A 15,501-nucleotide genomic window follows, 5' to 3' on the forward strand; every position below is an offset into this window, starting at 1 on the left:
AGCATTCAGCATGTAAACGGGGGCCAAAGCGCGATAAATGGCTGTAAACGGGAATTGCCGGTTTACCCCGTGCGTATCGCAAGGCTATAATCCGCGCCTCGGAGTTGGCTGGGCAATCGCTGCTTCGTCGTTGTGTCCCTCGGGACAGACGGGCGGAGGGGAGGAAAGTCCGGGCTTCACAGGGCAGGGTGCCAGGTAACGCCTGGGGGGCGTGAGCCTACGACCAGTGCAACAGAGAGCAGACCGCCGATGGCCCGCAAGGGATCAGGTAAGGGTGAAAGGGTGCGGTAAGAGCGCACCGCGCGACTGGCAACAGTTCGTGGCACGGTAAACTCCACCCGAAGCAAGACCAAATAGGCCCCTATTGGCGCGGCCCGCGTTGGGGGCGGGTAGGTTGCTTGAGCCAGCGAGCGATTGCTGGCCTAGAGGAATGATTGCTACCCGGGGCAACCCGGTACAGAACCCGGCTTACAGGCCGACTCCGACCTCATTCCGAAGAGCCCTGCGATTTATCGCGGGGCTCTTTTTTATGCATGAGAAAATATGGCTTCGTTGGCAGGATATTTTCGACCTTGTCATTTTGCATGAAAATATATGTTTTAAATCAATCGAATAGTTTTGTATTTGGCACGATGGCAGCGATAGATGGTGATAGAACCCAGGATGGTTGTTCGCACCCGCATATTGTGTGTGTTCTCAGTTCATTCACTTATTTCAATTAATCACCAGAGTTTAACGCCAAATAACTTGTGGAAAATCAACCCACTCAATCTGCGGTATGCAATTGCTGCGTCAATATGTTCCTTCTGTCCCATCTCCTTGCTTGAAAAGCCCCCTGCACGTCCTTAAACTTCAAGGTGGGGAAAAGTGGATCAAAGTGGTTTTTAGAGGGGCAATCTGCCTGCTCACTCACCTTCAGGGACTGCAATTTGTTGCGTGGCGCTCATGCCATCAGCCTGGACAGTAAAGGGCGGCTGGCAATTCCGACCAAATTCCGTGATTGGCTGCGCGACGAAAGCGACGGCCAGCTGGTCTGCACCATCGATATTGCCCATCCCTGTCTGCTGCTTTATCCCCTGAATGAGTGGGAAGAGGTCGAGCGCAAGCTCAAGACGCTTTCCAGCATGAATCCCGCAGAGCGCCGTTTGCAGCGACTGCTGCTGGGACATGCAACCGAGTGCGAGCTGGATGGCAATGGCCGTCTGCTGCTCAGTCAGCCACTGCGCAACCATGCGGGGCTGGACAAGAAAATCATGCTGGTGGGCCAGCTCAACAAGTTTGAGTTGTGGGATGAAGCCCGCTGGCAACAACAGGTCAATGACGACATCTTGGGTCTGCCCGGGGACGATTGGGCAAGCTCACCACGACTACAGGATTTCTCTTTATAAATGACCCAAGCCGCTGAACACATCACAGTGCTGCTGCACGAAGCCGTCGAAGGTCTGGCCATCAAGCCGGACGGTGTCTACGTCGACGGTACTTTTGGCCGTGGTGGTCATTCTCGTCTGATCCTGCAGCACCTTGGCCCCAATGGCCGCCTGATCGCCATCGACCGCGATCCCCAGGCGATCGCCGAAGCAGCCAAGATCCAGGATCCCCGTTTCGAAATCGTGCACGGCCCCTTCTCCGGCATCGCCTCCTATCTGGATGAGCGCGGTTTGCTGGGCAAGGTGGATGGCTTCCTGCTGGATCTGGGGGTCTCTTCACCCCAGCTGGATGATGCCGAGCGGGGCTTCAGCTTTATGAAAGATGGTCCGCTCGATATGCGGATGGACCCCACCTCCGGCCAGAGCGCCGCCGAGTGGCTGGCCAAGGCCGATGTGGATGACATCGCCTGGGTGCTGAAGACCTTCGGTGAGGAGCGTTTTGCTAAGAAGATCGCCCGTGCCATTGTGCACGACCGCATGACCGAACCTTATGTGCGTACCCGTCAACTGGCGGAGATGATTGCCCGGGTCAATCCGAGCAAGGAGAAGGGCAAGCATGCGGCAACCCGCAGCTTCCAGGCCATTCGCATCTATATCAACAGCGAGCTGGACGAGATCGAGACCGCGCTCAACGGTGCGCTGGAAGTGCTGGCACCACATGGCCGTCTGTCGGTGATCAGCTTCCATTCGCTGGAAGACCGGTTGGTAAAGCATTTCATCCGCAAGCACGAGAAGGGGCCGGAAGTGCCTTACGGCATTCCGTTGACCGAAGCCCAGCTGGCTGGCGGTCGCAAATTGAAGTCGGTCGGCAAGGCACTCAAGCCTTCTGATCATGAAGTATCTGAAAACAGCCGGTCACGCAGCTCGGTGCTGCGGGTTGCCGAACGGCTGGCGGAGTAAGCGATGAGCGAAGTGCGTGTTCATCTGGCCAAGGAGATCGTTGCGGATCTCTGGCGGCACAAGCTGCAGATTTTTCTGTCGGTCGCCGTGCTGGTGACCGCGTTTGCCGTGATCCTGGTGACCAACATGACCCGTGGTCTGACGGCCAAGCAGAACGATCTGATGGCGGAAGAGGATCGCCTCAATATCGAATGGCGCCACCTGCTGCTGGAGCAGGGCACCCTGGCTGAACACTCCCGGGTGGCGAGTCTGGCGATGGACAAGTTGCAGATGGGTCGTCCTCTGGTGACCACCGAGAAGGTAATTACCCAACCATGAAACGCAAGGCTACAGCCAAAGCTGCCAAAGCGAATGTCAAAGCGCCATCGATCTATCCGTGGCGCTTTCGCACGCTTGCGGTGTTTATCGGCATCGCGTTTGTGGGTCTGATCCTGCGTCTGGCCTGGATCCAGGTGATCAATCCGGATCGTCTGCGTCAGGAAGGGGACATGCGCTCCCTGCGTACCACCTCTACCCAGGCGGTGCGCGGCATGATCACCGATCGCAACGGCGAGCAGCTGGCGGTTTCTGTACCGGTCGAGGCGGTCTGGGCCGATCCCAAGACCGTACACGAATCCGGTGCCATCAATAATGAGCGAGCCTGGCTGGCGCTCTCCGCCGTGCTCAAGCTCGACATCAATACCCTCAAACACCGCATCGCCAACCCCAGCAAGCGTTTCGTCTATCTGCAGCGTCAGGTTACTCCTGCGGTGGCGGAATATATCAAGGGGCTCAAGCTGGGTGGCGTCTACCTGCGCCCTGAAGCGCGCCGCTTCTATCCGACCGGCGAGATCAGCGCCCATCTGGTGGGGGTGACCAACATCGATGGCAGCGGTATTGAAGGGATTGAGCGCAGCTACAATGAGTGGCTGACGGCGACACCCGGCGAAATGCGGGTGCGCAAGGATCGTCAAGGTCGCGTCATCGAGCGGCTTGGCATCGTCAAAGAGGGCAAGAACGCCAACGATTTGCAGCTCAGTATCGATCAGCGGGTGCAGGCTCTGGCCTACCGTGCCCTCAAGCGGGCAACCGACGAGAACAAGGCGACCTCCGGCTCCATGGTTATGCTGGATATCAAGACCGGTGAAGTGCTCGCCATGGTCAACACCCCCTCCTATAACCCGAACAACCGCGGCCAGTATCAGAGCTTCCGAGTACGCAACCGGGTGGTGACTGATACCTACGAACCGGGCTCTACCGTCAAGCCATTGATTTTGCTCAGTGCCTTGCAGGCAGGGGTCACCAGCTGGAAAGATTTCATTCCCGGTGGTCCGCTCTTTATCGGTGCCAAGCAGATCAAGGACGTCAGTATCCACAAGGCGACCAACCTCTACGATATCCTGCGCTACTCCTCCAACATCGGTATGTCGCGCATCGCGCTGCGGATGCCGGCGCAGGAGATGATCAACACCCTTAGCATGTTCGGTTTCGGCATGGATACCGGCAGCGGGTTGATGGGCGAGAGCAGCGGCATGCTGCCCCAGCGTCGCCGCTGGTCCGATATCGAGCGGGCAACCCTCTCGTTCGGTTATGGTCTGCGAGTCACCCCGCTGCAACTGGCTTCCGCCTATGCCACCCTGGCCAACAAGGGCAAACGGGTGCCGCTCTCCATCGTCAAGGTGACTACGCCGCCCAAGGGTGAGCAGGTTATCGATCACAACAACGCCGCTGCCATGTTGCAGGCGCTGGAGTACGTGGTCGACAACGCCATTCCCAAAGCCAAGATCCCGGGCTATCGGGTTGGCGGCAAGAGTGGTACCGCCAAGGTCGCCGTTGCCGGTGGCTATGGCAAGGATTACATGGCCTGGTTTGCCGGTTTCGCACCCGCCAGTGATCCCCGTTTCGTCATGGTGGTGGTGATCAACGAGCCAAAAGGCAGCGCCTATTATGGCGGCGCCGTGGCGACCCCACCGTTTGCAGAGGCCATGGGCGGGGTGCTGCAGCTCTTCAATATTCGTCCCGATGCGGTGCCGCCAGCGGTGCCCACCAAACTTGCCCGTACGGAGGCTTCTCTTGTCCCGCGCACTTGATGCATTACTGCGCCCCTTCGGTATCCAGGCGCCGGCGCTCACCCTGACCGATATCCAGCTGGATAGTCGGCGGGTTGGCCCCGGCTCGCTCTTCGTGGCCATTCGTGGTCATCAGGTGGATGGCAGACGGTTTATCGAACAGGCGGTGGCTCAGGGAGCGACCGCTGTTGTGTTTGAGGAGGATGGTGAATTTATCCCACCATCTACTCCGGTTCCCTGTATCGGGATGCGGGATTTGCCCGCTCACCTCTCTGCTCTTGCGGGCTATTTCTACGATCAGCCAGCCCAAAAATTGGATCTGGTCGGGATCACCGGTACCAACGGCAAGAGCACTACGGCACTGCTGGTCGCCAACTGGCGCACCCTGCTGGGTGGCAATGCGGGTGTGATGGGCACCATCGGCAACGGCCTGTTTGGCAATTTGATCGAAGCGGAAAATACCACCGGCAGCGCCGTGCAGGTGCAAGCCAATCTGGCTGCGCTGCAAGCGCAGGGGGCGGATCTGGTGGCGATGGAGGTCTCCAGCCATGGTCTGGTGCAGCATCGTGTTGCCGCACTGCCGTTTGCCGCCGCCGTTTTCACCAACCTGAGCCGGGATCACCTCGACTACCACGGCACCATGGAAGCCTATGGCGCGGCCAAAGAACAGTTGCTGCAGCTGGTCGATGAGTTGAATGCGGTGATCAACCGCGATGACGAGCTGGGTGCCAAGTGGATCGAAAAGTACCCGGCAGCGGTGGCGTTCAGTGTTAATGGCCCGATTGAACACCATTCTGGCCGTCAATTAACGGCGCAGCAGCTCGATTTTCACCAGCAAGGTTTTCGCGCGCAGATTAACTCCAGCTGGGGGAATGGTGTATTATCCGCCCCCTTGCTCGGGCGCTTCAACGTCAGCAATGTGCTGGCCGCGATGGGCGTGATGCTGGTGCTCGGTTACGACTTCAACGAACTGCTGGCGACAGCGCCTCAGTTGCAGCCGGTGACCGGTCGCATGGAGTGCTTTGGCGGTGGCGATACGCCGCTGGCGGTGGTCGATTACGCCCACACCCCGGATGCGCTGGAGAAGGCATTGCAGGCCCTGCGGGTGCACTGCACAGGCCAGCTCTGGTGTCTGGTCGGCTGTGGTGGCGACCGCGATCGCGGCAAGCGCCCCATGATGGCCGCCATGGCCGAGCAGTATGCGGATCGCGTGATCCTGACCGACGACAATCCCCGTACCGAGGAGCCGGCCCGGATCATGGCCGACATGGTGGCGGGTCTTCGCGATCCTGCTGCGGTGCAGGTGGAGCACGACCGGGTCAAGGCGATTGCGCTGGCCATCGGTCAGGCGAGCAAACAGGACATCATCCTGGTGGCCGGTAAGGGTCACGAGGATTATCAGATCATTGGAACCGACAAGCGGCACTACAGCGACCGGGAAACCGTCGCGGCCGCCTTGCATACATTATTGGAGTCATTCAAATGATGACCCTCAGGCTTGCCGAGCTGGCTCAGGTACTCGATGCCCGTCTGATTGGTGACGATGGCGAGATCACCGTCGTCAGTACCGACACCCGCACACTGGGCGCGGGTGCCCTGTTCGTTGCCCTGCGCGGCGAGCGCTTCGATGCCCACGATTTTTGCGAGCAGGCCGTTCAGGCAGGGGCCTCTGCCCTGCTGGTCGAGCGTGAGCTGCCGCTGGCCATTCCCCAACTGGTGGTAGCCGATACCCTCAAGGGGTTGGGCCGCCTTGGCAAACTGGTGCGTGAGCGCATCAACCCGAAAGTGCTGGCCATTACCGGCAGCTGCGGCAAGACCACGGTGAAGGAGATGGCAACCGCCATCCTGCGCAACGAAGGGGAAGTGCTGGCCACCGCTGGCAACTTCAACAATGAGGTGGGCGTGCCGCTCACCCTGCTGCGCCTCGAACCGCAACACAAGTTTGCGGTAATGGAGCTGGGTGCCAACCATCCGGGCGAGATCGCCTGGACTACCTCGCTGGCCAAACCCGATGCCGCCATCATCAACAACGTGGCGGCGGCCCATCTGGAGGGCTTCGGCTCGCTGGAAGGGGTGTTCCACGCCAAGAGCGAAATCTTTGAGGGGCTGAGCGAGGGTGGCACCGCCATCGTCAACGCCGACAACGAATTCTGGCCGAAGTGGCGTGAGCGTGGCATTCAGTGCGCCTTCTCCATCGAAGATCAGAGCCAGCCGTTCCACGCGCGCAACCTTGTACTCAACGAACAAGGTTGTGCCGAGTTCGTGATGGTGACCCCGCAGGGTGAGCTGAGCCTGACTCTGGCGATCCCGGGTCGCCACAACGTGGCCAATGCGTTGGCTGCCGCCGCGGGCTGTCTGGCCCTCGGCGCATCCCTCGGCTCCGTCAAGGCGGGGCTGGAACAGATGGCACCGGTCAAGGGGCGCTTCTGCGTGCAGCGCTGGGGCGGTCTGACCCTGGTGGATGATACCTACAATGCCAGCGTGGAATCCGTGCTGGCGGGCATCGATGCCCTGACCGCCATGGGCGGCTTCAAGGTACTGGTGTTTGGTGATATGCGGGAACTGGGTGAGGAGTCTGCCGAGCAACACGCCCGGGTTGGCCGTCATGCCCGCGAGCGTGGTCTGGATGCCGTGCTGACAGTGGGGGAAGAGAGTCGCCACACCGCAGATGCCGCGGCTGGCCGACATTTCGATAACAAGGCGTCGTTGTTTGAAGTGCTTGCGCAAATGATAAATACACATCAGGAAATTTCGATTCTGGTCAAGGGCGCCCGTGGCTCCCGCATGGAAGATATCGTCGAGATGGTCAAAGGCCATCAGGAGTCAGCCACATGCTAGTCTGGCTGGCCGAACTGCTCACCCCGCACTTCACCTTCTTCAACGTCTTCTCCTACCTGACGTTTCGCGCCATCCTGTCGATCATCACCGGACTGGGGGTTGCCCTCTGGATGGGGCCACGCCTGATCCGCCGTCTGCAGATCCTGAAGTTTGGTCAGGTGATCCGCAACGACGGTCCCGAGTCCCACCTCAGCAAGCGGGGCACCCCGACCATGGGTGGCCTGATGATCATTGCTGCGATTTTCACGTCTGTGCTGCTCTGGTGCCGCCTCGACAACCCCTATGTCTGGTTGGTGCTGTTTGTGCTGGGTGCCTATGGCGCCATCGGCTTTGCCGACGACTACCTCAAGGTGGTGCGCAAGAATACCGACGGCCTGATCGCACGCTGGAAGTATTTCTGGCAATCTGCGGTAGCGCTGGCGGTGGCGGTGTTCCTCTATGCGACCGCAACCCATGAGGGACAGACCCAGCTGGTGGTGCCTTTCCTCAAGGATGTGATGCCGCAGCTTGGCCTGATGTTTATCGTGCTGACCTACTTTGTCATCGTCGGTACCTCCAACGCGGTCAACCTTACCGATGGTTTGGACGGCCTGGCCATCATGCCGACCGTGATGGTGGCGGGCGGCTTTGCTCTGATCGCCTGGGCTACCGGTAACGTCAACTTTGCCAGTTACCTGCACATTCCCTACGTGCCCTATACCTCCGAGCTGGTGATCGTCTGTACCGCCATTGTCGGGGCGGGTCTGGGTTTCCTCTGGTTCAATACCTATCCGGCGCAGGTCTTTATGGGCGACGTTGGCTCTCTGGCCCTCGGTGGCGCGCTCGGCACCATCGCAGTGCTGGTACGTCAGGAGTTCCTGCTGGTGATCATGGGCGGCGTCTTCGTGATGGAGACCGTTTCGGTGATCCTGCAGGTGGGTTCATACAAGCTGCGCGGCGTGCGGATCTTCCGCATGGCGCCGATCCATCATCACTACGAGAAGAAGGGCTGGCCGGAGCCGCGCGTTATCGTGCGCTTCTGGATCATCACCCTCGTGCTGGTGCTGCTGGGTCTTGCCACCCTGAAGGTGAGGTAAGGCCATGGTCATCATCATCGGATTGGGCAAAACCGGGCTCTCCTGTGTCGATTACTTCCTCGGCCGTGGCGTGACGCCACTGGTGATGGATACCCGCGCCAACCCGCCCGGCAAGGATCAACTGCCGCCGGAGGTGGAGCTGATCCACGGGCTCGACGAGGCGCTGCTCAAGCAGGCGCACATGATTGTCGCGAGCCCGGGTATCGCGCTGGCGACCCCCGAACTGAAAGCGGCTGCCGAGTGTGGCGTGCAGATCGTCGGTGATATCGAGCTGTTTGTGCGCGAGACCCAGACCCCGGTCATCGCTATCACCGGCTCGAACGGCAAGAGCACCGTTACCACCTTGGTGGGCGAGATGATTGCCGAAGCCGGTCTCAATGTCGGCGTGGGCGGCAATATCGGCACGCCTGCGCTGGAACTGCTCAAGCAGCCGATGGATCTCTGCGTGCTGGAGCTCTCCAGCTTCCAGTTGGAAACTACTCACAGTTTGCGTGCTGCCGCCTCCGTGGTGCTGAATCTCTCAGAAGATCACATGGATCGTTATCAGGGCATGGCCGACTATCGCGCCGCCAAGATGGAGATCCATCAGCACTCCAAACACATTCTGGTCAATCGTGACGATGCTCAGACCCTGCCCGATGTGGGTCAGGTGTGGCAGAGCTTTGGTCTCGACTGCAATGGCTATGGCCGTTGCCTGCTGGATGGCCGCTACTGGTTGACGTTGCACGGTGAACCACTGCTGGCGGTAGACGAGATGAAGATCGTCGGTGCCCACAATCAGGCCAACGCGCTGGCCGCCATGGCGCTGTGCGATGCGGTCGGCATTCCTCGTTCGGCTCAGCTTACCGTGCTGCGTCGCTTCGAGGGCTTGCCCCATCGCGCCCGCTTCGTGCGCGAGGTAAACGGGGTGCGCTGGATCAACGACTCCAAGGCCACCAACGTGGGAGCCACGCTGGCCGCCGTTGCCGGTGTGCGCGAGTCGGTCAAGGGACGCCTGCTGCTGCTGGCCGGTGGTCAGGGCAAGGGGCAGGATTTTGGCCCGATCCAGGCGCTGCTGGGCAACCAGATCGATCACATGTACTGCTTCGGTCAGGATGCCGAGGTGCTGCTGGCACTGGGCGAGCAGACCGAACGGGTGGCCGACCTGGCCGCTGCGGTTGCCAAAGCGGCTGCCGATGCCAAGCCCGGTGACTGGGTGCTGCTGGCGCCAGCCTGTGCCAGCCTCGATCAGTTCAAGTCGTTCGAGGTGCGCGGCGATCGTTTCACCGAGATGGTGCTGGCACTATGAACGCCCTTCGCGTAGCAGCAGGTCTGTTCCAGCGCTGGTTGTTACCAGCGCGTCCTGCCGGTCTCTACGATCGGCAGCTGGTACTGCTGGCGCTCTCCCTGATGGCGGTCGGGGTGGTCATCGTGGCCTCGGCGTCGATCCCCGAAGGGATTGCGCTGGGGGATGACCCCTTCATGTTTGTGAAACGTCACGCCCTGTTTCTGGTGATGGCGCTCGGTATCTCCTGGTTTGTGTTGCAGGTGCCGATGGCGCGCTGGCAACAGCACAACGGCCCCATGTTGCTGCTGGCGATCTTGATGCTGGTGCTGGTGCTGCTGGTGGGGCGGAACGTCAACGGTGCGGTGCGCTGGTTGCCGCTCGGCCCCTTCAACCTGCAGCCTGCCGAGTTTGGCAAGCTGGCGCTGTTTGTCTATCTGGCCGGCTATCTGGTGCGGCGCCAGAGCGAAGTTCGTGAAGCCTGGATCGGCTTCCTGAAACCGCTGGCGGTGTTCGGGGTGCTGGCGGTCTTGCTGCTGTTGCAGCCGGACCTGGGTTCCACCGTGGTGATGTTCGTTACCTCGTTCGGCATGCTGTTTCTGGCTGGTGCCCGATTGGGACAGTTTTTGACCCTGATCGGCGCGGGCCTCGGCTCTGTGGTGATGCTGATCATCGTCGAGCCCTACCGGATGCGGCGGGTGACCTCCTTTATGGACCCCTGGGCCGATCCGTTTGGTAGTGGCTACCAGTTGACCCAGTCGCTGATGGCGTTTGGTCGTGGCAGCTGGTTTGGCGAAGGGCTTGGCAACTCCATCCAGAAGATGGAGTACTTGCCGGAAGCGCACACCGACTTCGTGTTTGCGATCCTCGGTGAAGAGCTGGGTTACGTCGGGGTGCTGGGCGCCCTGTTCCTGATTTTTGCGCTGGCGGTCAAGGCGCTCAAGCTGGGGCATCGCGCGCTGGTGGCCGAGCGGCTCTATGACGGTTATCTGGCCATCGGTATCGGCATCTGGTTCAGCTTCCAGACCTTCGTCAACGTTGGCGCGGCCAGCGGTATGATGCCGACCAAGGGCTTGACCCTGCCGCTGGTCAGTTACGGTGGTTCCAGTCTCATCATCATGTCGGTGGCGGTGAGCATGTTGATTCGAATCGATTTTGAGTTGCGTCAGGCGACAGCCCAGGCGCGCGTGCGGGAGGTTTAGTGAGCAAGACTCTGTTGGTGATGGCAGGTGGTACCGGTGGGCATGTGTTCCCCGGTCTGGCTGTGGCCGATCGCCTGAAGGCCCAGGGCTGGACTGTCCACTGGCTCGGCACTGCCGACCGGATGGAGGCGGAGCTGGTGCCCGCCCACGGTTATCCCATCTCCTTCATCGATATTCAGGGGGTGCGTGGCAACGGCATCAAGCGACTGCTGGTGGCACCCTATCGCATCGTCAAATCGATCCTGCAGGCGCGTCAGGTGCTCAAGACCGTTCGCCCTGATGTGGTGCTCGGCATGGGCGGTTTTGCTTCCGGCCCGGGTGGCGTGGCGGCCTGGTTCTCCGGCATCCCGTTGCTGCTCCATGAGCAGAATGCTGCTGCCGGCATGACTAACAAGTTGCTGGCCCGTATCGCCAGGCGGGTGCTGATGGCATTTCCAGGTGCCTTCGCGCCGAGCCGTCGCACCGCCGTGGTGGGCAATCCGGTACGTCCCGAAGTGGTTGCCCTGCCGGATCCGCAACTGCGCAGCGGGGATGAACCACTGCATCTGCTGATCGTGGGTGGCAGCCTGGGGGCGCGGGTGCTCAACGAGCAGGTACCTGCTGCGGTGGCGGCATCCGGCGTGCCCATTGAAGTGCGTCACCAGTGTGGCAAGGGCAATGCCGAGGCTGTCTCTGCTGCCTATGCCCAGCACGGCATCAATGCCGAGGTGAGCGAATTTATCAAGGATATGGCCAGCGCCTACGCCTGGGCCGATCTGGTGGTCTGCCGTGCCGGTGCGCTGACTGTTTCCGAAGTGGCTGCCGCCGGTGTGGCCGCCATTTTCGTGCCGCTGCCCCATGCGGTGGATGATCACCAGACCCGTAACGCCCTGATCCTGGTCGACGGCGGTGCCGCCGAGTTTCTGCCCCAGTCCGAGCTGAATACCGCATCGCTGGCGGCGCGTCTGACCTGGCTGGCTGGTCGCAGGGAGACCCTGTTTAACATGGCGAAAGCGGCTCGCCGCGTCGCCATCATCGATGCGGCCGAGCGGGTTGCAGATGAGTGCAAACAGCTCGCAACCGGGCAGCGTGGTAAAGATTGATGAGCAAGGTTGCAGCGGTGACACCGTGCAGCCTTGTACCTGTATGTATTGATGCCGCCGTGCAACTGCGCTTTGACGGCACATGGCCTGCGGCAGACTAAAGAGACGATTATGACCAAGGTTGAACTGGCAAAACTGCGTACTGTGATCCCCGAAATGCGCCGCGTGCGTCGCATCCACTTTATCGGCATCGGTGGTGCCGGTATGGGCGGGATCGCCGAGGTGCTTGCCAACGAAGGGTATCAGGTAACGGGTTCTGATCTGGCTCGCAACGCCGTGACCGAGCGGTTGGCCGGACTGAGTGCTCACATCTTCGTCGGCCACAGTGCCGAACACGTTGAGGGTGCCAGCGTGGTAGTGGTCTCTACCGCCATCAAGCAGGACAACCCGGAGCTGCTGGCTGCCCGCGAACTGCGGATCCCGGTAGTGCGCCGCGCCGAGATGCTGGCCGAGCTGATGCGTTTCCGCCACGGTATCGCCATTGCCGGTACCCACGGCAAGACCACCACCACCAGTCTGGTGGCGAGTATCTATGCCGAAGCCGACCGCGACCCGACCTTCGTCATCGGTGGCCTGCTCAACAGTGCCGGTACCAATGCCCGCCTGGGCAGCAGCCGCTACCTGATTGCCGAAGCGGACGAGAGCGATGCCTCTTTCCTGCATCTGCAGCCGATGGTCTCTATCGTGACCAATATCGAAGCGGATCACATGGATACCTACGGCGGTGATTTCTCCAAGCTGAAGGCCACCTTCATCGAGTTTCTGCACAACCTGCCCTTCTACGGACTGGCGGTGGTCTGCATCGATGATCCGGTGATCCGTGGCATGTTGCCCGAGATTGCCCGTCCGACCTTGACCTACGGTCTCTCTGACGATGCGGATGTGCAGGTGCTGGATTTTGTCCAGACCACCAACCACAGCTGCTTCCGTGTTCGCCGCAGAGAGGCGGGTGAGCTGCTGGTGACCCTCAATTTGCCGGGTATTCACAACGCATTGAACGCCGCAGCGGCGATAGCTGTCGCGACAGAGGACGGTGTTAGCGACGAGGCCATCATCTCTGCTCTGGCCAAATTTGAAGGGGTCGGTCGTCGCTTCCAGCAGTATGGCGAGTTTGAAACCGGTCGCGGCAAGGCGATGCTGGTGGACGATTACGGACACCACCCGAGCGAAGTGAAGGTCACCATCAATGCCGCCCGTGCCGGTTGGCCCGAGAAGCGGCTGGTGATGGTGTTCCAGCCGCACCGTTATACCCGCACCCGCGACCTCTACGAGGACTTCGCCGATGTGCTCTCCAAGGTAGACGTGCTGGTGATGCTGGAGGTTTATGCTGCCGGTGAGGAGCCGATCCCGGGCGCTGATGGACGGGCACTGTGCCGCTCCATTCGCTCGCGCGGCAACCTGGAACCCATCTTCGTCGCTACACCGGATGACGTGCCAGCTGTGCTGGCCGACCTGATCGGCGAGGGGGATTTGGTGCTGACTCAAGGCGCCGGGAACGTCGGGGCGCTGGCCCGTCGTCTCGGAGAGATGAAATTGAGCATAGATAGCATGAAATCTGGCGCCTGAGGGCCCAATGAGTATTTTGACCGCCAAGCCGGGGCCTATATAATGGCGAACCGGTCTGTCAAAGGCCGGTTTAGCGCGTTACACGGGGATCGATCGGGTGGAGGCAAGGGCACAGGGGCGCACCAAGGGTGGCTTCATCGCAGGGGTAGCGTTTTTCCTGCTGGTGATATGGGGCTGCTACCGGACGGCGCTGGATGTTAAAGGTTGGCTGACAGATGCCAACCGGTTGCCCATGAGCGAGCTGTTGCTGCAGGGGCAACACCAGTATTTGCAAACCGAAGAGCTGCGGATGGCCGTGCTGGATGGCGCCGAGCTGCGCAACTTCTTCGAATTGGACGTCAACGAATTGCAGGCAAGGCTTAATGCCTTGCCATGGGTGGCCTCGGTCTCGGTACGAAAGAAGTGGCCGAACAAGATCAAGATCTACCTCACGGAACAAGATGTGGCGGCGCGCTGGAATGGCAACCGCTTCGTCAACACCAAGGGCAAGGTATTCAGTGCCCCGGATCGGGTCAAGACGCCGCTGTTGCAGCTGTCAGGGCCGGATGACCAGGCCGCCCGGGTGTTGAAAGAGAGTCGGCAGTACGAGTCGCAACTGGCTGCCAAGGGATACAAGTTGCTGGGGGTGAATCTGACCCCCCGCCATGCCTGGGAACTGACCCTGGATGGCAATATCAAGCTGTTCCTGGGACGCAATGACATTGCGCTCCGGCTGCAGCGGTTTATCGATGCCTTCCCGGTTATCGAACCCCGTGCGCAAGTCGCTTACGTGGATCTTCGATACGACACCGGAATGGCAGTTGGCTGGAAGAAGAGCGAAGAGAAAGTGCATGACCAACACCGCAGATAGGAATTTGATTGTCGGACTGGATATCGGCACAACCAAGGTGGCGGTTCTGGTCGGGGAAGTATTGCCGGACGGTGAACTGAACGTCATCGGTATGGGCAGTCACGCTTCTCGCGGAATGGAGAAGGGCGGGGTCAATGACCTCGACTCCGTGGTCAAGTCACTGCGCCGCGCGGTGGAAGAGGCCGAGATGATGGCAGATTGCCAGATCAGCTCGGTCTATCTGGGGTTGTCCGGCAAGCATATTGATTGCCGCAACGAGACCGGCATGGTGCCCATCTCCGATGAAGAGGTGACCCAGGAGGATGTGGACAACGTTATCCACACCGCCAAGTCGGTTCGCCTCTCCGACGAGCTGCGCGTGCTGCATGTACTGCCTCAGGAGTTTGCCATCGATTATCAGGAAGGGATCAAGAATCCGGTTGGCCTCTCTGGTGTACGGATGGCTGCCAAGGTTCACCTGATCACCTGCCACAACGACATGGCTCGCAACATTGAGAAATGTGTGGAGAAGGTCGGTTTGCGTGTGGATCAACTGATCTTCTCCGCGCTGGCCTCCAGCTATGCGGTGTTGACCGAAGACGAGAAAGAGCTGGGTGTCTGCGTGGTGGATATCGGTGGCGGCACCATGGATATGTCGCTGTTTACCGGCGGTGCCCTGCGCCACACCAAGGTGATCCCGTACGCTGGCAGCACTGTGACCAGCGACATCGCGTACGCCTTCGGCACGCCGCCGCTCGACGCGGAAGCGATCAAGGTGCGCTACGGTTGCGCCCTCGGCCGTCTGGTCAGCAAGGAAGACAATATTGAAGTACCCAGTGTCGGCGGTCGCCCGGCGCGCAGCCTGCAACGGCAGACACTGGCTGAAGTGATTGAGCCCCGTTACACCGAGTTGCTCTCCATGGTGAATGATGAGCTGGTGCGGGTACAAAGCGAGTTGAAAGCGCAGGGGGTCAAGCATCAGCTGGCAGCCGGTGTGGTCTTGACCGGCGGCGCTGCCCAGATTGAAGGCATTGTGGAGTGTGCAGAGCAGATCTTCCAGAGCCAGGTCCGGGTGGGAGAGCCCATGAACATACGTGGTTTGAGTGATTACGTGCAGGCACCGGTGTACTCGACTGCGGTCGGGTTGCTGCAATATGGCCGCACCCATCAAGCCACAGGTAGCAACAAAGAATATGCCGCCAAGGCAAGCGTCGGTGGCCTGGTCAAACGGGTTAGCAACTGGCTGCGTGGCGAGTTCTAAGAATTTTG

General features: G+C 60.4%; 13 protein-coding genes and 1 other RNA gene. All 14 read left to right on the forward strand.

The window, feature by feature from the left end; all coding sequences use genetic code 11:
* The first annotated feature begins 100 nt into the window (after positions 1-100).
* Positions 101-487, forward strand: an RNA gene (gene rnpB, locus I6L41_RS18395) — RNase P RNA component class A.
* A 442-nt stretch (positions 488-929) separates the two neighbouring features.
* The gene (gene mraZ, locus I6L41_RS18400; protein WP_033115394.1) at positions 930-1,388 is read left to right on the forward strand and encodes a division/cell wall cluster transcriptional repressor MraZ; all 459 of its coding nucleotides are present in this window, start codon (positions 930-932) and stop codon (positions 1,386-1,388) included.
* Entirely contained in the window at positions 1,389-2,327 is a 939-nt protein-coding gene (gene rsmH, locus I6L41_RS18405; RefSeq protein ID WP_111899840.1) for a 16S rRNA (cytosine(1402)-N(4))-methyltransferase RsmH, read from the forward strand. It begins immediately after the preceding gene.
* Between the two features lie 3 nt (positions 2,328-2,330).
* The gene (gene ftsL / locus I6L41_RS18410; protein WP_005336166.1) at positions 2,331-2,645 is read left to right on the forward strand and encodes a cell division protein FtsL; all 315 of its coding nucleotides are present in this window, start codon (positions 2,331-2,333) and stop codon (positions 2,643-2,645) included.
* Positions 2,642-4,396, forward strand: coding sequence for a peptidoglycan glycosyltransferase FtsI (locus I6L41_RS18415; RefSeq protein ID WP_005336163.1), 1,755 nt, complete (start codon positions 2,642-2,644; stop codon positions 4,394-4,396). Before ftsL ends, I6L41_RS18415 begins: the two co-directional genes overlap by 4 nt.
* Positions 4,329-5,861, forward strand: a complete 1,533-nt coding sequence (gene murE, locus I6L41_RS18420) for a UDP-N-acetylmuramoyl-L-alanyl-D-glutamate--2,6-diaminopimelate ligase (protein WP_216960535.1) — start codon at positions 4,329-4,331, stop codon at positions 5,859-5,861. The genes I6L41_RS18415 and murE overlap by 68 nt, the downstream gene beginning before the upstream one ends.
* Positions 5,858-7,213: a UDP-N-acetylmuramoyl-tripeptide--D-alanyl-D-alanine ligase gene (gene murF / locus I6L41_RS18425; protein ID WP_216960538.1), complete on the forward strand. Its 1,356-nt coding sequence runs from the start codon at positions 5,858-5,860 to the stop codon at positions 7,211-7,213. Before murE ends, murF begins: the two co-directional genes overlap by 4 nt.
* On the forward strand, positions 7,207-8,289 hold the full coding sequence (mraY, locus tag I6L41_RS18430; RefSeq protein ID WP_005356635.1) for a phospho-N-acetylmuramoyl-pentapeptide-transferase: 1,083 nt from the start codon (positions 7,207-7,209) through the stop codon (positions 8,287-8,289). The genes murF and mraY overlap by 7 nt, the downstream gene beginning before the upstream one ends.
* 4 nt (positions 8,290-8,293) lie before the next feature.
* Positions 8,294-9,577, forward strand: a complete 1,284-nt coding sequence (gene murD / locus I6L41_RS18435) for a UDP-N-acetylmuramoyl-L-alanine--D-glutamate ligase (RefSeq protein ID WP_042079680.1) — start codon at positions 8,294-8,296, stop codon at positions 9,575-9,577.
* A complete protein-coding gene (gene ftsW, locus I6L41_RS18440) occupies positions 9,574-10,755 on the forward strand; it encodes a cell division protein FtsW (protein WP_107684326.1) in 1,182 nt (393 codons plus the stop codon). The genes murD and ftsW overlap by 4 nt, the downstream gene beginning before the upstream one ends.
* Complete coding sequence (gene murG / locus I6L41_RS18445) at positions 10,755-11,837, forward strand: undecaprenyldiphospho-muramoylpentapeptide beta-N-acetylglucosaminyltransferase (RefSeq protein WP_202004359.1); 1,083 nt, start codon at positions 10,755-10,757, stop codon at positions 11,835-11,837. Before ftsW ends, murG begins: the two co-directional genes overlap by 1 nt.
* Positions 11,838-11,948: 111 nt before the next feature.
* Complete coding sequence (gene murC / locus I6L41_RS18450) at positions 11,949-13,403, forward strand: UDP-N-acetylmuramate--L-alanine ligase (protein ID WP_216960541.1); 1,455 nt, start codon at positions 11,949-11,951, stop codon at positions 13,401-13,403.
* 97 nt (positions 13,404-13,500) lie between these two features.
* Complete coding sequence (locus I6L41_RS18455) at positions 13,501-14,253, forward strand: cell division protein FtsQ/DivIB (protein WP_005336149.1); 753 nt, start codon at positions 13,501-13,503, stop codon at positions 14,251-14,253.
* Positions 14,234-15,493 (forward strand): cell division protein FtsA, encoded by a 1,260-nt coding sequence (ftsA, locus tag I6L41_RS18460; RefSeq protein WP_005336148.1) that lies wholly within the window; start codon positions 14,234-14,236, stop codon positions 15,491-15,493. Before I6L41_RS18455 ends, ftsA begins: the two co-directional genes overlap by 20 nt.
* Positions 15,494-15,501: the final 8 nt, after the last annotated feature.

This window comes from Aeromonas sp. FDAARGOS 1411 (assembly GCF_019047125.1).
Taxonomy (GTDB): domain Bacteria; phylum Pseudomonadota; class Gammaproteobacteria; order Enterobacterales; family Aeromonadaceae; genus Aeromonas; species Aeromonas veronii.

Bases quoted from the DNA above. Each gene is read 5' to 3' on its own strand.
- murD (WP_042079680.1), top strand. From the start codon at position 8,294: ATGGTCATCATCATCGGATTGGGCAAAACCGGGCTCTCCTGTGTCGAT.
- ftsA (WP_005336148.1), top strand. From the start codon at position 14,234: ATGACCAACACCGCAGATAGGAATTTGATTGTCGGACTGGATATCGGC.
- ftsW (WP_107684326.1), top strand. From the start codon at position 9,574: ATGAACGCCCTTCGCGTAGCAGCAGGTCTGTTCCAGCGCTGGTTGTTA.
- ftsL (WP_005336166.1), top strand. From the start codon at position 2,331: ATGAGCGAAGTGCGTGTTCATCTGGCCAAGGAGATCGTTGCGGATCTC.
- rsmH (WP_111899840.1), top strand. From the start codon at position 1,389: ATGACCCAAGCCGCTGAACACATCACAGTGCTGCTGCACGAAGCCGTC.
- mraY (WP_005356635.1), top strand. From the start codon at position 7,207: ATGCTAGTCTGGCTGGCCGAACTGCTCACCCCGCACTTCACCTTCTTC.
- murF (WP_216960538.1), top strand. From the start codon at position 5,858: ATGATGACCCTCAGGCTTGCCGAGCTGGCTCAGGTACTCGATGCCCGT.
- murE (WP_216960535.1), top strand. From the start codon at position 4,329: ATGCGGTGCCGCCAGCGGTGCCCACCAAACTTGCCCGTACGGAGGCTT.
- murC (WP_216960541.1), top strand. From the start codon at position 11,949: ATGACCAAGGTTGAACTGGCAAAACTGCGTACTGTGATCCCCGAAATG.
- I6L41_RS18415 (WP_005336163.1), top strand. From the start codon at position 2,642: ATGAAACGCAAGGCTACAGCCAAAGCTGCCAAAGCGAATGTCAAAGCG.